We start from the raw sequence: 12,189 nt of genomic DNA, 5'->3' as shown, positions 1-12,189 counted from the left end.
CGGTGGCGTGCCTGCCGATGGCGGGCCGCGCGCGGGCAGGCGTGCCCGGGACGGCGCGGATTTTGAACAAAGAGGGTGGCGCAAGGGCGGCGGATGCTGTTTACACCGACGCGCCATCCAAGCCGCAAGAATTGCGGGCCGGCGGTCTCGGACCCGGTCGCGAGAGGCGCGGAAAACGGAATACCCACGGTGTGAGGACCAATGGCTGAATTCTTTAACACCCCAGTCGGCATCGCCGCGATCATACTGGCACAAGTGCTTGCAGTTGTTGCCTTCGTGATGATCTCGCTCCTTTTCCTGGTCTATGGCGACCGCAAGATCTGGGCTGCGGTCCAGATGCGCCGCGGCCCGAACGTGGTGGGCGTCTATGGCCTGCTGCAATCGGTAGCCGACGCGCTGAAATACGTGGTCAAGGAGGTGGTCATTCCCGCCGGCGCCGACCGCACCGTGTTCATCCTTGCGCCGCTGACCTCCTTTGTGCTGGCGATGATCGCCTGGGCGGTGATCCCGTTCAACGATGGCTGGGTTCTGTCGGATATCAACGTGGCCATCCTCTATGTCTTCGCCGTCTCGTCGCTTGAGGTTTACGGCGTGATCATGGGGGGATGGGCGTCGAACTCGAAATACCCGTTCCTGGGGAGCCTGCGTTCAGCCGCCCAGATGATCTCTTACGAGGTGTCCATCGGCCTGATCATCATCGGCGTGATCATCTCGACCGGTTCGATGAACTTTGGCGACATCGTGCGCGCTCAGGACACCGGCTGGGGCTTCTTCGGCTGGTACTGGCTGCCGCATTTCCCGATGGTGTTCCTGTTCTTCATCTCGGCCCTGGCCGAAACCAACCGCCCCCCGTTCGACCTGCCCGAGGCTGAATCGGAACTGGTGGCCGGCTATCAGGTCGAATATTCGGCCACGCCCTTCCTGCTGTTCATGGCGGGCGAATACATCGCCATCTTCCTGATGTGCGCGCTGACCTCGCTGCTGTTCTTTGGCGGCTGGCTGTCGCCGATCCCGGGCCTGCCCGATGGCGTGCTGTGGATGGTCGGCAAGATGGCGTTCTTCTTCTTCCTCTTCGCGATGGTCAAGGCGATCACGCCCCGCTACCGCTATGACCAGCTGATGCGGCTGGGCTGGAAGGTCTTCCTGCCGTTCAGCCTGGTGTGGGTGGTCTTCGTCTCCTTCGCGGCGAAATTCGACTGGTTCTGGGGCATCTTCGCCCGCTGGAGCGTTGGAGGCTGACAATGGCAAACATCGACTATACCCGCGCGGCCAAATACTTCCTGCTCCAGGATTTCTGGGTCGGCATGAAGCTGGGGTTGAAGTACTTCTTCGCCCCCAAGGCCACGGTGAACTATCCGCACGAAAAGGGCCCTCTGTCCCCGCGTTTCCGGGGTGAGCACGCGCTGCGCCGCTATCCCAACGGCGAGGAACGCTGCATCGCCTGCAAACTGTGCGAGGCGATCTGCCCGGCGCAGGCCATCACGATTGACGCCGAGCCGCGCGAGGACGGCAGCCGCCGCACCACGCGCTATGACATCGACATGACCAAGTGCATCTATTGCGGTTTCTGTCAGGAAGCCTGCCCGGTAGATGCGATCGTCGAGGGGCCGAATTTCGAATTCGCCACCGAAACCCGCGAAGAGCTGTTCTATGACAAGGAGAAACTCCTCTCGAACGGTGAACGCTGGGAGGCCGAGATCGCCCGCAACCTTGAACTGGATGCGCCCTACCGATGACCGACGCGCCGAAAAACCCGTTCGAGCTGATGATGCAGCAGGCTCATGACATGGCCAAGGCGTTCAACCCGGCCTTGGAAAGCTTCTCACCCAAGGAGTTCGAAGCGCTGTGGCCGACCATGCCCAAAGAGGCGATGGAGATGATGTTCGGCAACACCGTCAACAAGGATGGGCTGGATGCCAAGACCCGGTTGCTGCTGACGCTGGCCGGGCTGACGATGCAGGGCGCGCAGGCCGATACGGCGGTGCGCCAGACCGTGCGCCACGCCCTCGAGGCGGGCGCCAAGAAACAAGAGATCGTGGAAGCGATCGGTCAGATGTCGGTGTTTGCCGGCATCCCGGCCATGACCCGCGCGCTGGAACTGGCGCAGGAGGCCATGGGCGAAAAAGGGGACGATGACCAATGAGCGTATTTGCCTTTTACCTCTTTGCCATCAGTGCCATCACCGGGGGGCTGTTCACCGTGATCAGCCGTCAGCCGGTGCATTCGGTGCTGTGGCTGATCCTGGCCTTCATCTCGTCGGCAGGGCTGTTCGTTCTGCTGGGCGCGGAATTCGTCGCGATGCTGCTGGTCATCGTCTATGTCGGTGCGGTCGCGGTGCTGTTCCTGTTCGTGGTGATGATGCTGGACGTGGACTTTGCCGAGCTCAAGGCCGAGATGGCGCGCTACATGCCGCTGGCCCTGCTGATCGGTCTGGTGATCCTGATGCAGTTCGTCATGGCCTATGGCGCGTGGGAAAGCGCGCATGGCGCGGCCGGGCAGCTGGCGCAGCCGGTTCCGGCGGATCGCCACAACACCGAGGCGCTGGGCCTCATCATTTACGACCAATATTTCCTTCTGTTCCAGTTGGCGGGCCTGATCCTGCTGGTTGCGATGATCGGTGCGATCGTGTTGTCCATGCGTCACCGCAAGGACATCAAGCGTCAGGACGTCGTCGCCCAGATGATGCGCGACCCGGCCAAGGCGATGGAACTCAAGGACGTGAAACCGGGGCAGGGGCTGTGAGACGATGATCGGACTTGAACATTACCTAACCGTCGCGGCGACATTGTTCGTCATCGGCATCTTCGGTCTCTTCCTGAACCGCAAGAACGTCATCATCCTGCTGATGAGCATCGAATTGATGCTGTTGGCGGTCAACATCAACCTCGTGGCCTTCTCGTCCTTCCTGGGCGATCTCGTGGGGCAGGTCTTTACGCTGTTCGTGCTGACCGTCGCCGCCGCCGAGGCCGCCATCGGCCTGGCCATCCTGGTCTGCTTCTTCCGCAACCGCGGTACCATCGCGGTGGAAGACGTCAACATGATGAAGGGGTAAGGGATCATGGAAACGACCATCCTGTTTGCCCCTCTGGTGGGCGCCATCCTCTGCGGGTTCGGCTGGAAGTTCATCGGCGAGAAAGCCGCGCTGTGGACGGCCACCGGCCTGCTGTTCCTGGCCTGTATCCTCAGCTGGATCGTGTTCTTCAGCTTTGACGGGCACACCCAGCAGATCGAGATCATGCGCTGGATCGAAAGCGGCTCGCTCTCGACCTCGTGGGCCATCCGCCTCGACCGGTTGACCGCGATCATGCTGATCGTGGTGACCACGGTGTCAGCGCTCGTGCATCTCTACAGCTTCGGCTACATGGATCACGACCCGCAATGGCGCGAGGGCGAAAGCTACAAGCCGCGTTTCTTCGCCTATCTCAGCTTCTTCACCTTCGCCATGCTGATGCTGGTGACCTCGGACAACCTGGTGCAGATGTTCTTTGGCTGGGAAGGCGTGGGCGTCGCATCCTACCTGCTGATCGGCTTCTATTATCGCAAGCCCTCGGCAAATGCGGCGGCGATGAAAGCGTTCATCGTCAACCGAGTGGGCGACTTCGGCTTTGCGCTGGGGATCTTCGCGCTGTTCTTCCTGACCGACAGCATCAACTTCTCGGACATCTTCGCCGCCGCGCCTGCGCTGGCCGAAAGCAAGCTGACCTTCCTGTGGGGTGAGTGGACCTCGGTCGAGGTGGTCTGCGTTCTGCTGTTCATCGGCGCGATGGGCAAATCGGCACAGCTGATCCTGCACACCTGGTTGCCGGACGCGATGGAAGGCCCGACACCGGTTTCGGCGCTGATCCACGCCGCGACCATGGTGACCGCCGGTGTGTTCCTGGTCTGCCGCATGTCGCCGCTTTACGAATTCGCGCCGGGCGCCGCGGCCTTCGTGACGGTGCTGGGGGCCAGCACGGCCTTCTTCGCTGCGACCGTGGGTCTGGTTCAGACCGACATCAAGCGCGTGATCGCCTATTCGACCTGTTCGCAGCTGGGCTACATGTTCGTGGCTGCGGGTGTGGGCATGTATTCGGCGGCCATGTTCCACCTGTTCACGCACGCCTTCTTCAAGGCGCTGCTGTTCCTTGGTGCAGGTTCGGTAATCCACGCCATGCATCACGAGCAGGACATGATGAACTATGGCAACCTGCGCAAGAAGATCCCCTATACCTTCTGGGCGATGATGATCGGCACGCTGGCCATCACCGGCGTCGGCATCCCGCTGACCCACATCGGTTTCGCCGGTTTCCTCAGCAAGGACGCCATCATCGAGAGCGCCTATGCGGGCGGATCGTCCTACGGCTTCTGGCTGCTGGTGATCGCCGCCGCCATGACCTCGTTCTACAGCTGGCGCCTGATCTTCCTGACCTTCTACGGCGAAGAGCGGGGCGACAAGCATACGCATGAACATGCGCATGAAAGCCCGATGACCATGCTGGTGCCGCTGGGTGCCCTGTCGCTTGGGGCAATCTTTGCTGGCATGATCTGGTACGGCCAGTTCTTCGGTCACGCCGATCAGGTCGGCAAGTTCTACGGCATCCCGATGTCGGGCGCCGAGGTTCACGCCGAGGCAAACGATCACGGCTCCGAGGCCGAAGCCGGCCACGGCGAGGACACCGCGCATGCGGCGACCTCGGATGAGGGCCATGGCGAGGCCGCAGGTGAGCATCATGCCTCCTTTGCCGGCAAGCCGGGTGAAGGCGCGATCTATATCGGCGAGGACAACCATGTGCTCGAGGACGCGCACGCGGCACCGAAATGGGTCAAGGTCTCGCCCTTCATCGCGATGGTGCTCGGGTTCGGCCTGGCCTACCTGTTCTATATCGTGAACCCGTCGCTTCCCGGCCGCCTGGCCGAGAACCAGCGCCCGCTGTACCTGTTCCTCAAGAACAAGTGGTATTTCGACGAGATCTATGACGCGATCTTCGTCAAGCCCACCCTGGCGCTGGGCCGGTTCCTGTGGAAGCGCGGAGACGGCAAGACAATCGACGGCTTCCTGAATGGAGTAGCAATGGGCGTCGTTCCCTATTTCACCCGCCTCGCAGGCAAGGCGCAGACGGGCTACATCTTCACTTACGCCTTCTGGATGGTCCTGGGCATAGCCGCCCTGATCACCTGGATGTCGATCGGCGGAGGCACGCACTGATGGACAACATCCTTTCCATAGTCACCTTCATCCCCGCGATCGCGGCGCTGATCCTGGCGCTGTTCCTGCGAGGAGAGGACGCGGCCGCGCAGCGCAACGCCAAATGGGTGGCGCTGGTGGCGACCACCGTGACCTTCCTGGTCTCGATCGGCATTTACACGGGCTTTGACCCCTCGGACACCGGCTTCCAGATGGTGGAAGAGGGCGAGTGGCTGATGGGCCTGAAATACAAGATGGGCGTGGATGGCATCAGTGTTCTGTTCGTCCTTCTGACCACCTTCATCATGCCGCTGACCATTCTGGCCAGCTGGAATGTGACCGATCGGGTCAAGGAATACATGATCGCCTTCCTTCTGCTGGAAACGCTGATGCTGGGCGTCTTCATGGCGCTGGACCTGGTACTGTTCTACCTGTTCTTCGAGGCGGGCCTGATCCCGATGTTCCTGATCATCGGCGTCTGGGGCGGCAAGGACCGGATCTATGCCAGCTTCAAGTTCTTCCTCTACACCTTCCTCGGCTCGGTGCTGATGCTGGTGGCGATGGTCGCCATGTATGCCGACGCGGGCACCACCGACATCGAGGCGCTGATGAGCCATCAGTTCTCGTCCGAAGGCTTCAGCGTGATGGGCTTCTACATCGTCGGCGGCATGCAGACGCTGATGTTCCTGGCGTTCTTCGCCTCGTTCGCGGTGAAGATGCCGATGTGGCCCGTGCACACCTGGTTGCCTGACGCGCACGTTCAGGCACCCACCGCCGGTTCGGTCGTGCTGGCCGCGATCCTGCTGAAGATGGGCGGCTATGGCTTCCTGCGCTTCAGCCTGCCGATGTTCCCGGTGGGCTCGGCGGTGATGACCGATGTGGTCCTATGGATGTCGGCGATTGCGGTCGTCTATACCTCGCTGGTGGCGCTGGTGCAGGAGGACATGAAAAAGCTGATCGCCTATTCCTCGGTCGCGCATATGGGGTTCGTGACCATGGGCATCTTTGCGGCCAACCAGCAGGGCGTGGACGGGGCGATCTTCCAGATGCTGAGCCACGGTTTCATCTCGGCGGCGCTCTTCCTTGTCGTCGGCGTGATCTACGACCGGATGCATACCCGCGACATCGACGCCTATGGCGGTCTGGTGATCCGGATGCCCGCCTATGCGCTGGTGTTCATGCTGTTCACCATGGCCAACGTGGGCCTGCCGGGCACCTCGGGCTTCATCGGCGAATTCCTGACGCTGATGGGTGCCTTCCAGGTCAATACCTGGGTGACCGCAGTGGCCGCATCGGGCGTGATCTTCTCGGCGGCCTATGCGCTGTGGCTGTATCGCCGCGTGGTCTTTGGCGATCTGATCAAGGAAAGCCTCAAGTCGATCACCGACATGAGCGCGCGCGAGCGTCTGATCTTTGCGCCGCTGGTCATCATGACCATCCTGCTGGGTGTGTATCCGTCGCTGGTCACCGACGTGATCGGCAACTCGACCGCCGCGCTGATTTCGAACTATGACACGGCCCTGGCCGCGGCTGAGGCCGCGACCCAGGTCGCCTCGCACTAAGGGAGCTTTGGAGAGATGATCCAGGCTGATCTGACTGTAATCCTGCCGGAAATCGTTCTGGCGCTCTATGCGATGGCGGCGCTGATCGGGGCGGTCTACACCTCGAAGGACGCGCTTGGGCCGCTTCTGGTCTGGTCCACCGCCGGGTTGATGGCCGTTCTGGCCATCTGGATCGCCTCGAACGGCGAAGGCACCAACATCGCCTTCAACGGCATGTTCGTGGATGATGGCTTTGCCCGTTTTGCCAAGGTGGCGATCCTGCTGGCCGCGGCGGTGGTTCTGTTGATGAGCCAGGACTATATGGCGCGCCGCGACCTGCTGCGTTTCGAGTATCCTCTGCTGGTGGCACTGGCTGCCGTTGGCATGATGATGATGGTCAGCGCGGGCGATCTGATGGCGCTGTACATGGGGCTCGAACTTCAGTCCCTGGCGCTCTATGTCGTCGCCGCGCTGCGTCGTGACAGTGTGAAATCGACCGAAGCCGGCCTGAAATACTTCGTCCTCGGGGCCCTCAGCTCGGGTTTGCTGCTTTACGGGGCCTCGCTGGTCTACGGCTACACAGGCACCACGCTGTTCTCGGGCATCATCACGACTGCACAACATGGAGAAGTCTCGCTGGGGCTGCTGTTCGGCCTGATCTTCCTGATCTCGGGTCTGGCCTTCAAGGTCTCGGCCGTGCCGTTCCACATGTGGACGCCGGACGTTTACGAAGGCTCGCCCACGCCGATCACCGCCTTCTTCGCGACCGCGCCCAAGGTGGCGGCCATGGCGCTGTTCGCACGGGTGCTGCATGACGCCTTCGGCGGGGTCGTAGCAGACTGGCAGCAGGTGATCGTGCTGCTTTCGGTCCTGTCGATGTTCCTTGGTGCGATCGCCGCGATCGGTCAGCGCGACATCAAGCGGCTGATGGCGTACTCGTCGATCGCTCACATGGGCTATGGCCTGATCGGCCTTGCCGCCGGAACCGAGTTGGGCATCAAGGCGATGCTGATGTACCTGGCGATCTATGTCACCATGAACGTCGGCACCTTTGCCTTCATCCTGATGATGGAGCGCGACGGCAAGCCGGTCACGGATATCGACGCGCTGCGCCAGTATTCGCGCCGTGATCCCGGCAAGGCACTGGCGGTTCTGATTCTGATGTTCAGCCTTGCGGGGGTTCCGCCGATGCTGGGCTTCTTCGCCAAGTTCGGTGTCTGGCAGGCGGGTGTCGATGCGGGGCTGACCGGGCTGGTCATCGCTTCGGCCATCGCCTCGGTGATCGGTGCGTTCTATTACCTGCGGATCGTGTTCTACATGTATTTCGGGGAAGAGAATGAGGATCCGATCGAGACCCGTTCCTCGCCCATCCTGTGGGGCGCGTTGATGGGGTCGGCAGCGCTGATGATTGTTGGCGTGTTCTACCAGTTCGGCATCGAAGGCGCGGCAGCGGCCGCAGCGGCGACGCTTGTCAACTGATCTGATCCCGAGAAGACGAAAGGAGGCTCGGTCGCAGGACCGGGCCTTTTTGCAATGAGCGATTGGCCCCAGGGATATGGCCTGCACATTCTGCAGGAAGTGGACAGCACCCTGAACGAAGCGGCGCGGATCGCGCCGGCGGCGCAGGGGCCGGTCTGGATCATGGCGCATCACCAGACGGCGGCGCGGGGACGGCGCGGTCGCGCCTGGGCGAACCCCAAGGGGAACCTTGCCGCAACCCTGCTGCTGCGCCCCGAAGGCCCGCCGGAACAGGCGGCGCTGCGCAGTTTCGTGGCCGCGCTGGCGCTGTTCGACGCCTGTGTCGCGGTGACCGGGCGGGCGGCGGGGCTGGCGCTGAAATGGCCCAATGACGTGCTGCTGAACGGTGGAAAGCTGGCGGGTATTCTGCTGGAAAGCACCGGGCAAGGGCGGGGGGTGTCGCATCTTGCCATCGGAATAGGCGTCAATCTTGTCGAGGCGCCTCGGCCCGAAAGCGTCGAGCCCGGAGCCGTGCGGCCCGTGTCCCTGCTGTCGGAAACCGGCGCGCAGGTCGAGGCCGAGGATTTCCTGACCGAATTGGCCGCTGCTTACGCACGCTATGAGACGCAGTTTGCCACCTATGGCTTCGAACCGATCCGTACCGCCTGGCTGGCGCGCGCGGCGCGGCTGGGCGAGGTGATCACGGCCCGCACGGGGGCGACTGAGACCGTCGGCACCTTCGAAACGGTGGACGCGGAGGGCAACCTTGTCCTAAACACCGCCAAGGGCCGCGTCGCCATTCCCGCGGCGGACGTGTATTTCTGAGGGGAGTTCAGATGCTTCTGGCTATCGACTGCGGCAATACCAATACCGTGTTCTCGATCTGGGACGGCGAGAAATTCCTGTGCACCCTGCGCACCTCGACCCACCATGCCCGCACGGCAGACGCCTATTTCACCTGGTATTCGACGCTGGTGAAACATTACGGGATCGAGGCGGACATCACCGATGTGATCATCTCTTCGACCGTGCCGCGGGTGGTGTTCAACCTGCGTGTCTTTGCGGACCGGTTCTTTGGCTGCCGCCCGCTGGTCGTGGGCAAGCCCGAGACGCTTCTGCCCTTCAAGCCGCGTGTTGACGAGGGCACCCAGGTCGGCCCCGATCGTCTGGTCAATACCGCCGGGGCCTATGACCGCCATGGCGGCGACCTGATCGTGGTGGATTTCGGAACCGCCACCACATTCGATGTGGTCGCCCATGACGGTGCCTATGTCGGCGGTGTCATCGCGCCGGGCGTGAACCTCAGCCTCGAGGCGCTGCACCTCGCCGCAGCGGCCCTGCCGCATGTGGATATCTCGAAGCCGCAGAAAGTGATCGGCACGAATACAGTGGAGTGCATCCAGTCCGGCGTTTTCTGGGGCTATGTCGGGTTGGTCCGCGAAATCTGCGAGAAGATCAAAGAGGAATACGGCGCCCCGATGCGGGTGATTTCGACCGGCGGATTGGCGCCGCTGTTCCATCAGAGCGCCGACCTGTTCGACGCATTCGAAGAAGATCTGACGATGCACGGGCTGACCGTGATTCATCGCTACAACAAGGAAAATGGCTCGGCATGAGCAGTGAAAGATTGATTTACCTGCCTCTCGGTGGGGCGGGCGAGATTGGCATGAACGCCTATGTTTACGGTTACGGCAAGCCCGGTAAGGAGCGGCTGATCCTGGTTGATCTGGGCGTGGCCTTTCCGGATATGGACAGTTCACCGGGCGTGGACCTGATCTTTGCGGATATCAGCTGGCTCCGGGAACGGGCCGACCGGCTGGAGGCGGTCTTCGTCACCCACGCGCATGAGGATCATGTGGGCGCGGTCGCCCTTTGCTACGAGGCGTTGGGCGCTCCGGTCTATGCGCGTGCTTTCACGGCCAACATCGCGCGTGCCAAGATGGAGGAACGTGGCCAGTCGCCCGATGTGGTGAGAACCGTTTCCGCCTGGCCGGAACAGGTGGAGGCGGGGCCGTTCACGGTGGGATTCCTGCCGGTGTCGCATTCGATCCCGGAAAGCGCGGGTCTGGTGATCGACACGCCCGCGGGCCGTGTCGTTCACTCGGGCGATTTCAAGCTGGACCCCGATCCGGTGGTGGGTGAACCTTTCGACCCGGACCTCTGGGCCGAGGTAGGCAAGCCGGGCGTCAAGGCGCTGGTCTGCGACAGCACCAACGTGTTTTCCAGCCATCCGGGGCGTTCGGAATCCGAGGTCGGGCCCGAGATCACCAAGCTGGTGGCCAATGCCACGGGAATGGTGGTCGCCACGACCTTTGCCTCGAACGTGGCGCGGGTGAAAACCCTTGCCGAGGCAGGCCATCGGGCAGGGCGCTCGGTCGTGCTGCTTGGCCGCGCCATGCGGCGGATGATCGAGGCCGCGACGGAAACGGGGATTCTCGACGGCTTCCCTAGGGTGATCAGCGCCGAAGAAGCCGCCGACATGCCGCGCGAACGGCTGATGCTGATCGTGACCGGCAGCCAGGGGGAACGCCGCGCGGCCAGCGCGCAACTTGCCCGAGGAAAATACCGGGGACTCGAGGTGAAGGAGGGCGATCTGTTCCTGTTCTCCTCCAAGACGATCCCGGGCAACGAGCGCGGTGTGATCCGCGTCATCAACCAGTTCAGCGAAAAGGGCGTTGACGTGGTCGATGACAGCTCGGGTCTCTACCATGTGTCGGGGCACGCCAACCGCCCCGATTTGGAGCGGGTTCACGCGCTGATCGACCCGCAGATGGTGATCCCGATGCATGGCGAACACCGCCACCTGCGCGAACATGCCAAGCTGGCCGAAGCAGGCGGGCGGGCTTCGATCGTTGCGGTCAACGGCATGATGCTGGACCTGACCGGCAAAGCGCCAACAGTGGTGGATTACATCGAATCCGGCCGCACCTATCTGGACGGGACGGTAAAAATCGGCGCGCTGGACGGCATCGTGCGCGACCGGATCCGCATGGCTCTCAACGGCCATGTCACGGTTACGGTCATCCTGGACGAAGAGGACGAACCGCTGGGCGAGCCGTGGTGCGACACCATCGGCCTGCCCGAGATCGGCAGTTCACGCGCCGCGCTGGTCGATATTCTGGAAGAGGATCTGAACCAGTTCCTCATGCGCGCCGAGGCCAAGACCTTGCGCGACGACGACAAGATCGAAGAGGCGCTGCGCCGCATCGTGCGCCAGACCTCGCAGAACGAGATTGGCAAGAAGCCCGAAGTCACCGTCGTCGTCAGCCGGATGCGTTGAAATCTTGTCAGGCGGCGGTTTTCGCGAGCCGCCGCCGGGTCAGTCCAACTGCGGCATGGGATAGCCACGCAGGCGCAGGAACAGGCTGGCTTCTTCGTTGTTGAGGAAAAAGGGCACCGTTTCGGGTGGGTTCCGATCCGCCACCCGGCCGGCCACCTCGGCCAGGACGACCTCGGTAATGAACGGCAGGTCGAACTTGCGCGCATCGCTCAGCTTGATCCACTGCAGATGCGACAGCTCGTCCGAGGCGTGGGTGAAGTCGTCAAGATCGCCCTGAATCTCGTCGGCATCCACCAGGAAGAACCGTGCATCAAAACGGCGGGGGCGGCCCGGCGGTGTGAGGGCGCGGAACACGAACTGCAAGGCGTCGGCAGCCGGGACATGACCGGTTGCGGCAAAGCTCTGCCAGTCTTCGGGGATGTCCCCCGTCCAGGTGCCGGGTTTCCCAAGGATCAGGCCGGTTTCTTCCCACAATTCCCGCACCGCCGCGACGGCCAAGGCATTCTGCAACCCTTCCGGTGCCTTTTCGCCCAAACGGTCAAAGCAGACCTTGGGCAGCGGCGTCGCCAACGGCACCTGCGCGTCTGCTGCATCCACGGCGCCACCGGGGAAAACGAACTTGTTGGGCATGAACGCCGCCTTGGAGCCGCGCTGCCCCATCAGGATCGACGGATCGCCCATGCGGTCACGCAGAACGATCACGGTCGCGGCATTGCGGATTGCGGTCTTGTCTGTGCTCATGCTCC

12 protein-coding genes are annotated in these 12,189 nt (G+C 62.5%); 11 read left to right on the top strand and 1 reads right to left on the bottom strand.

Features of this window, described 5'->3' with window-relative positions:
* The first annotated feature begins 201 nt into the window (after window positions 1-201).
* The 11 genes from nuoH to AVO45_RS12675 are packed head-to-tail and all read left to right on the top strand — an operon-like array spanning window position 202 to window position 11,443.
* Window positions 202-1,239, top strand: coding sequence for an NADH-quinone oxidoreductase subunit NuoH (nuoH, locus tag AVO45_RS12725; RefSeq protein ID WP_068347506.1), 1,038 nt, complete (start codon window positions 202-204; stop codon window positions 1,237-1,239).
* 2 nt (window positions 1,240-1,241) lie between these two features.
* Window positions 1,242-1,736, top strand: a complete 495-nt coding sequence (gene nuoI, locus AVO45_RS12720; protein WP_068347504.1) for an NADH-quinone oxidoreductase subunit NuoI — start codon at window positions 1,242-1,244, stop codon at window positions 1,734-1,736.
* The gene (locus AVO45_RS12715; RefSeq protein ID WP_068347503.1) at window positions 1,733-2,143 is read left to right on the top strand and encodes a carboxymuconolactone decarboxylase family protein; all 411 of its coding nucleotides are present in this window, start codon (window positions 1,733-1,735) and stop codon (window positions 2,141-2,143) included. The genes nuoI and AVO45_RS12715 overlap by 4 nt, the downstream gene beginning before the upstream one ends.
* The gene (locus tag AVO45_RS12710) at window positions 2,140-2,742 is read left to right on the top strand and encodes an NADH-quinone oxidoreductase subunit J (RefSeq protein WP_068347502.1); all 603 of its coding nucleotides are present in this window, start codon (window positions 2,140-2,142) and stop codon (window positions 2,740-2,742) included. The genes AVO45_RS12715 and AVO45_RS12710 overlap by 4 nt, the downstream gene beginning before the upstream one ends.
* Window positions 2,743-2,746: 4 nt before the next feature.
* On the top strand, window positions 2,747-3,052 hold the full coding sequence (gene nuoK / locus AVO45_RS12705; protein ID WP_005984024.1) for an NADH-quinone oxidoreductase subunit NuoK: 306 nt from the start codon (window positions 2,747-2,749) through the stop codon (window positions 3,050-3,052).
* Window positions 3,053-3,058: 6 nt separating this feature from the next.
* Window positions 3,059-5,185, top strand: a complete 2,127-nt coding sequence (gene nuoL, locus AVO45_RS12700; RefSeq protein ID WP_068347501.1) for an NADH-quinone oxidoreductase subunit L — start codon at window positions 3,059-3,061, stop codon at window positions 5,183-5,185.
* On the top strand, window positions 5,185-6,726 hold the full coding sequence (locus tag AVO45_RS12695; RefSeq protein ID WP_068347500.1) for an NADH-quinone oxidoreductase subunit M: 1,542 nt from the start codon (window positions 5,185-5,187) through the stop codon (window positions 6,724-6,726). The genes nuoL and AVO45_RS12695 overlap by 1 nt, the downstream gene beginning before the upstream one ends.
* A 15-nt stretch (window positions 6,727-6,741) precedes the next feature.
* Complete coding sequence (gene nuoN / locus AVO45_RS12690) at window positions 6,742-8,184, top strand: NADH-quinone oxidoreductase subunit NuoN (protein WP_068347498.1); 1,443 nt, start codon at window positions 6,742-6,744, stop codon at window positions 8,182-8,184.
* A gap of 54 nt (window positions 8,185-8,238) precedes the next feature.
* A complete protein-coding gene (locus AVO45_RS12685; RefSeq protein ID WP_068347497.1) occupies window positions 8,239-8,988 on the top strand; it encodes a biotin--[acetyl-CoA-carboxylase] ligase in 750 nt (249 codons plus the stop codon).
* 11 nt (window positions 8,989-8,999) lie between these two features.
* A complete protein-coding gene (locus AVO45_RS12680) occupies window positions 9,000-9,779 on the top strand; it encodes a type III pantothenate kinase (protein ID WP_068347496.1) in 780 nt (259 codons plus the stop codon).
* Window positions 9,776-11,443: a ribonuclease J gene (locus tag AVO45_RS12675; RefSeq protein WP_068347495.1), complete on the top strand. Its 1,668-nt coding sequence runs from the start codon at window positions 9,776-9,778 to the stop codon at window positions 11,441-11,443. The genes AVO45_RS12680 and AVO45_RS12675 overlap by 4 nt, the downstream gene beginning before the upstream one ends.
* 39 nt (window positions 11,444-11,482) lie before the next feature.
* Here the strand turns inward: AVO45_RS12675 and AVO45_RS12670 are convergent, their stop codons facing one another.
* Entirely contained in the window at window positions 11,483-12,184 is a 702-nt protein-coding gene (locus AVO45_RS12670; RefSeq protein ID WP_068347494.1) for an NUDIX hydrolase, read from the bottom strand.
* Window positions 12,185-12,189 lie beyond the last annotated feature (5 nt).

The sequence above is a fragment of the Ruegeria marisrubri genome, from assembly GCF_001507595.1.
Taxonomy (GTDB): domain Bacteria; phylum Pseudomonadota; class Alphaproteobacteria; order Rhodobacterales; family Rhodobacteraceae; genus Ruegeria; species Ruegeria marisrubri.
Note: the sequence above shows the minus strand (reverse complement) of the source record. Positions and strands in the feature narration are given on the sequence as shown.

Excerpts from the sequence above, each read along its gene's own strand:
- nuoK (WP_005984024.1), top strand. The coding sequence starts at position 2,747 with ATGATCGGACTTGAACATTACCTAACCGTCGCGGCGACATTGTTCGTC.
- AVO45_RS12680 (WP_068347496.1), top strand. The coding sequence starts at position 9,000 with ATGCTTCTGGCTATCGACTGCGGCAATACCAATACCGTGTTCTCGATC.
- AVO45_RS12710 (WP_068347502.1), top strand. The coding sequence starts at position 2,140 with ATGAGCGTATTTGCCTTTTACCTCTTTGCCATCAGTGCCATCACCGGG.
- nuoN (WP_068347498.1), top strand. The coding sequence starts at position 6,742 with ATGATCCAGGCTGATCTGACTGTAATCCTGCCGGAAATCGTTCTGGCG.
- AVO45_RS12715 (WP_068347503.1), top strand. The coding sequence starts at position 1,733 with ATGACCGACGCGCCGAAAAACCCGTTCGAGCTGATGATGCAGCAGGCT.
- AVO45_RS12675 (WP_068347495.1), top strand. The coding sequence starts at position 9,776 with ATGAGCAGTGAAAGATTGATTTACCTGCCTCTCGGTGGGGCGGGCGAG.
- AVO45_RS12670 (WP_068347494.1), bottom strand. The coding sequence starts at position 12,184 with ATGAGCACAGACAAGACCGCAATCCGCAATGCCGCGACCGTGATCGTT.
- nuoI (WP_068347504.1), top strand. The coding sequence starts at position 1,242 with ATGGCAAACATCGACTATACCCGCGCGGCCAAATACTTCCTGCTCCAG.
- nuoL (WP_068347501.1), top strand. The coding sequence starts at position 3,059 with ATGGAAACGACCATCCTGTTTGCCCCTCTGGTGGGCGCCATCCTCTGC.
- AVO45_RS12695 (WP_068347500.1), top strand. The coding sequence starts at position 5,185 with ATGGACAACATCCTTTCCATAGTCACCTTCATCCCCGCGATCGCGGCG.
- nuoH (WP_068347506.1), top strand. The coding sequence starts at position 202 with ATGGCTGAATTCTTTAACACCCCAGTCGGCATCGCCGCGATCATACTG.
- AVO45_RS12685 (WP_068347497.1), top strand. The coding sequence starts at position 8,239 with ATGAGCGATTGGCCCCAGGGATATGGCCTGCACATTCTGCAGGAAGTG.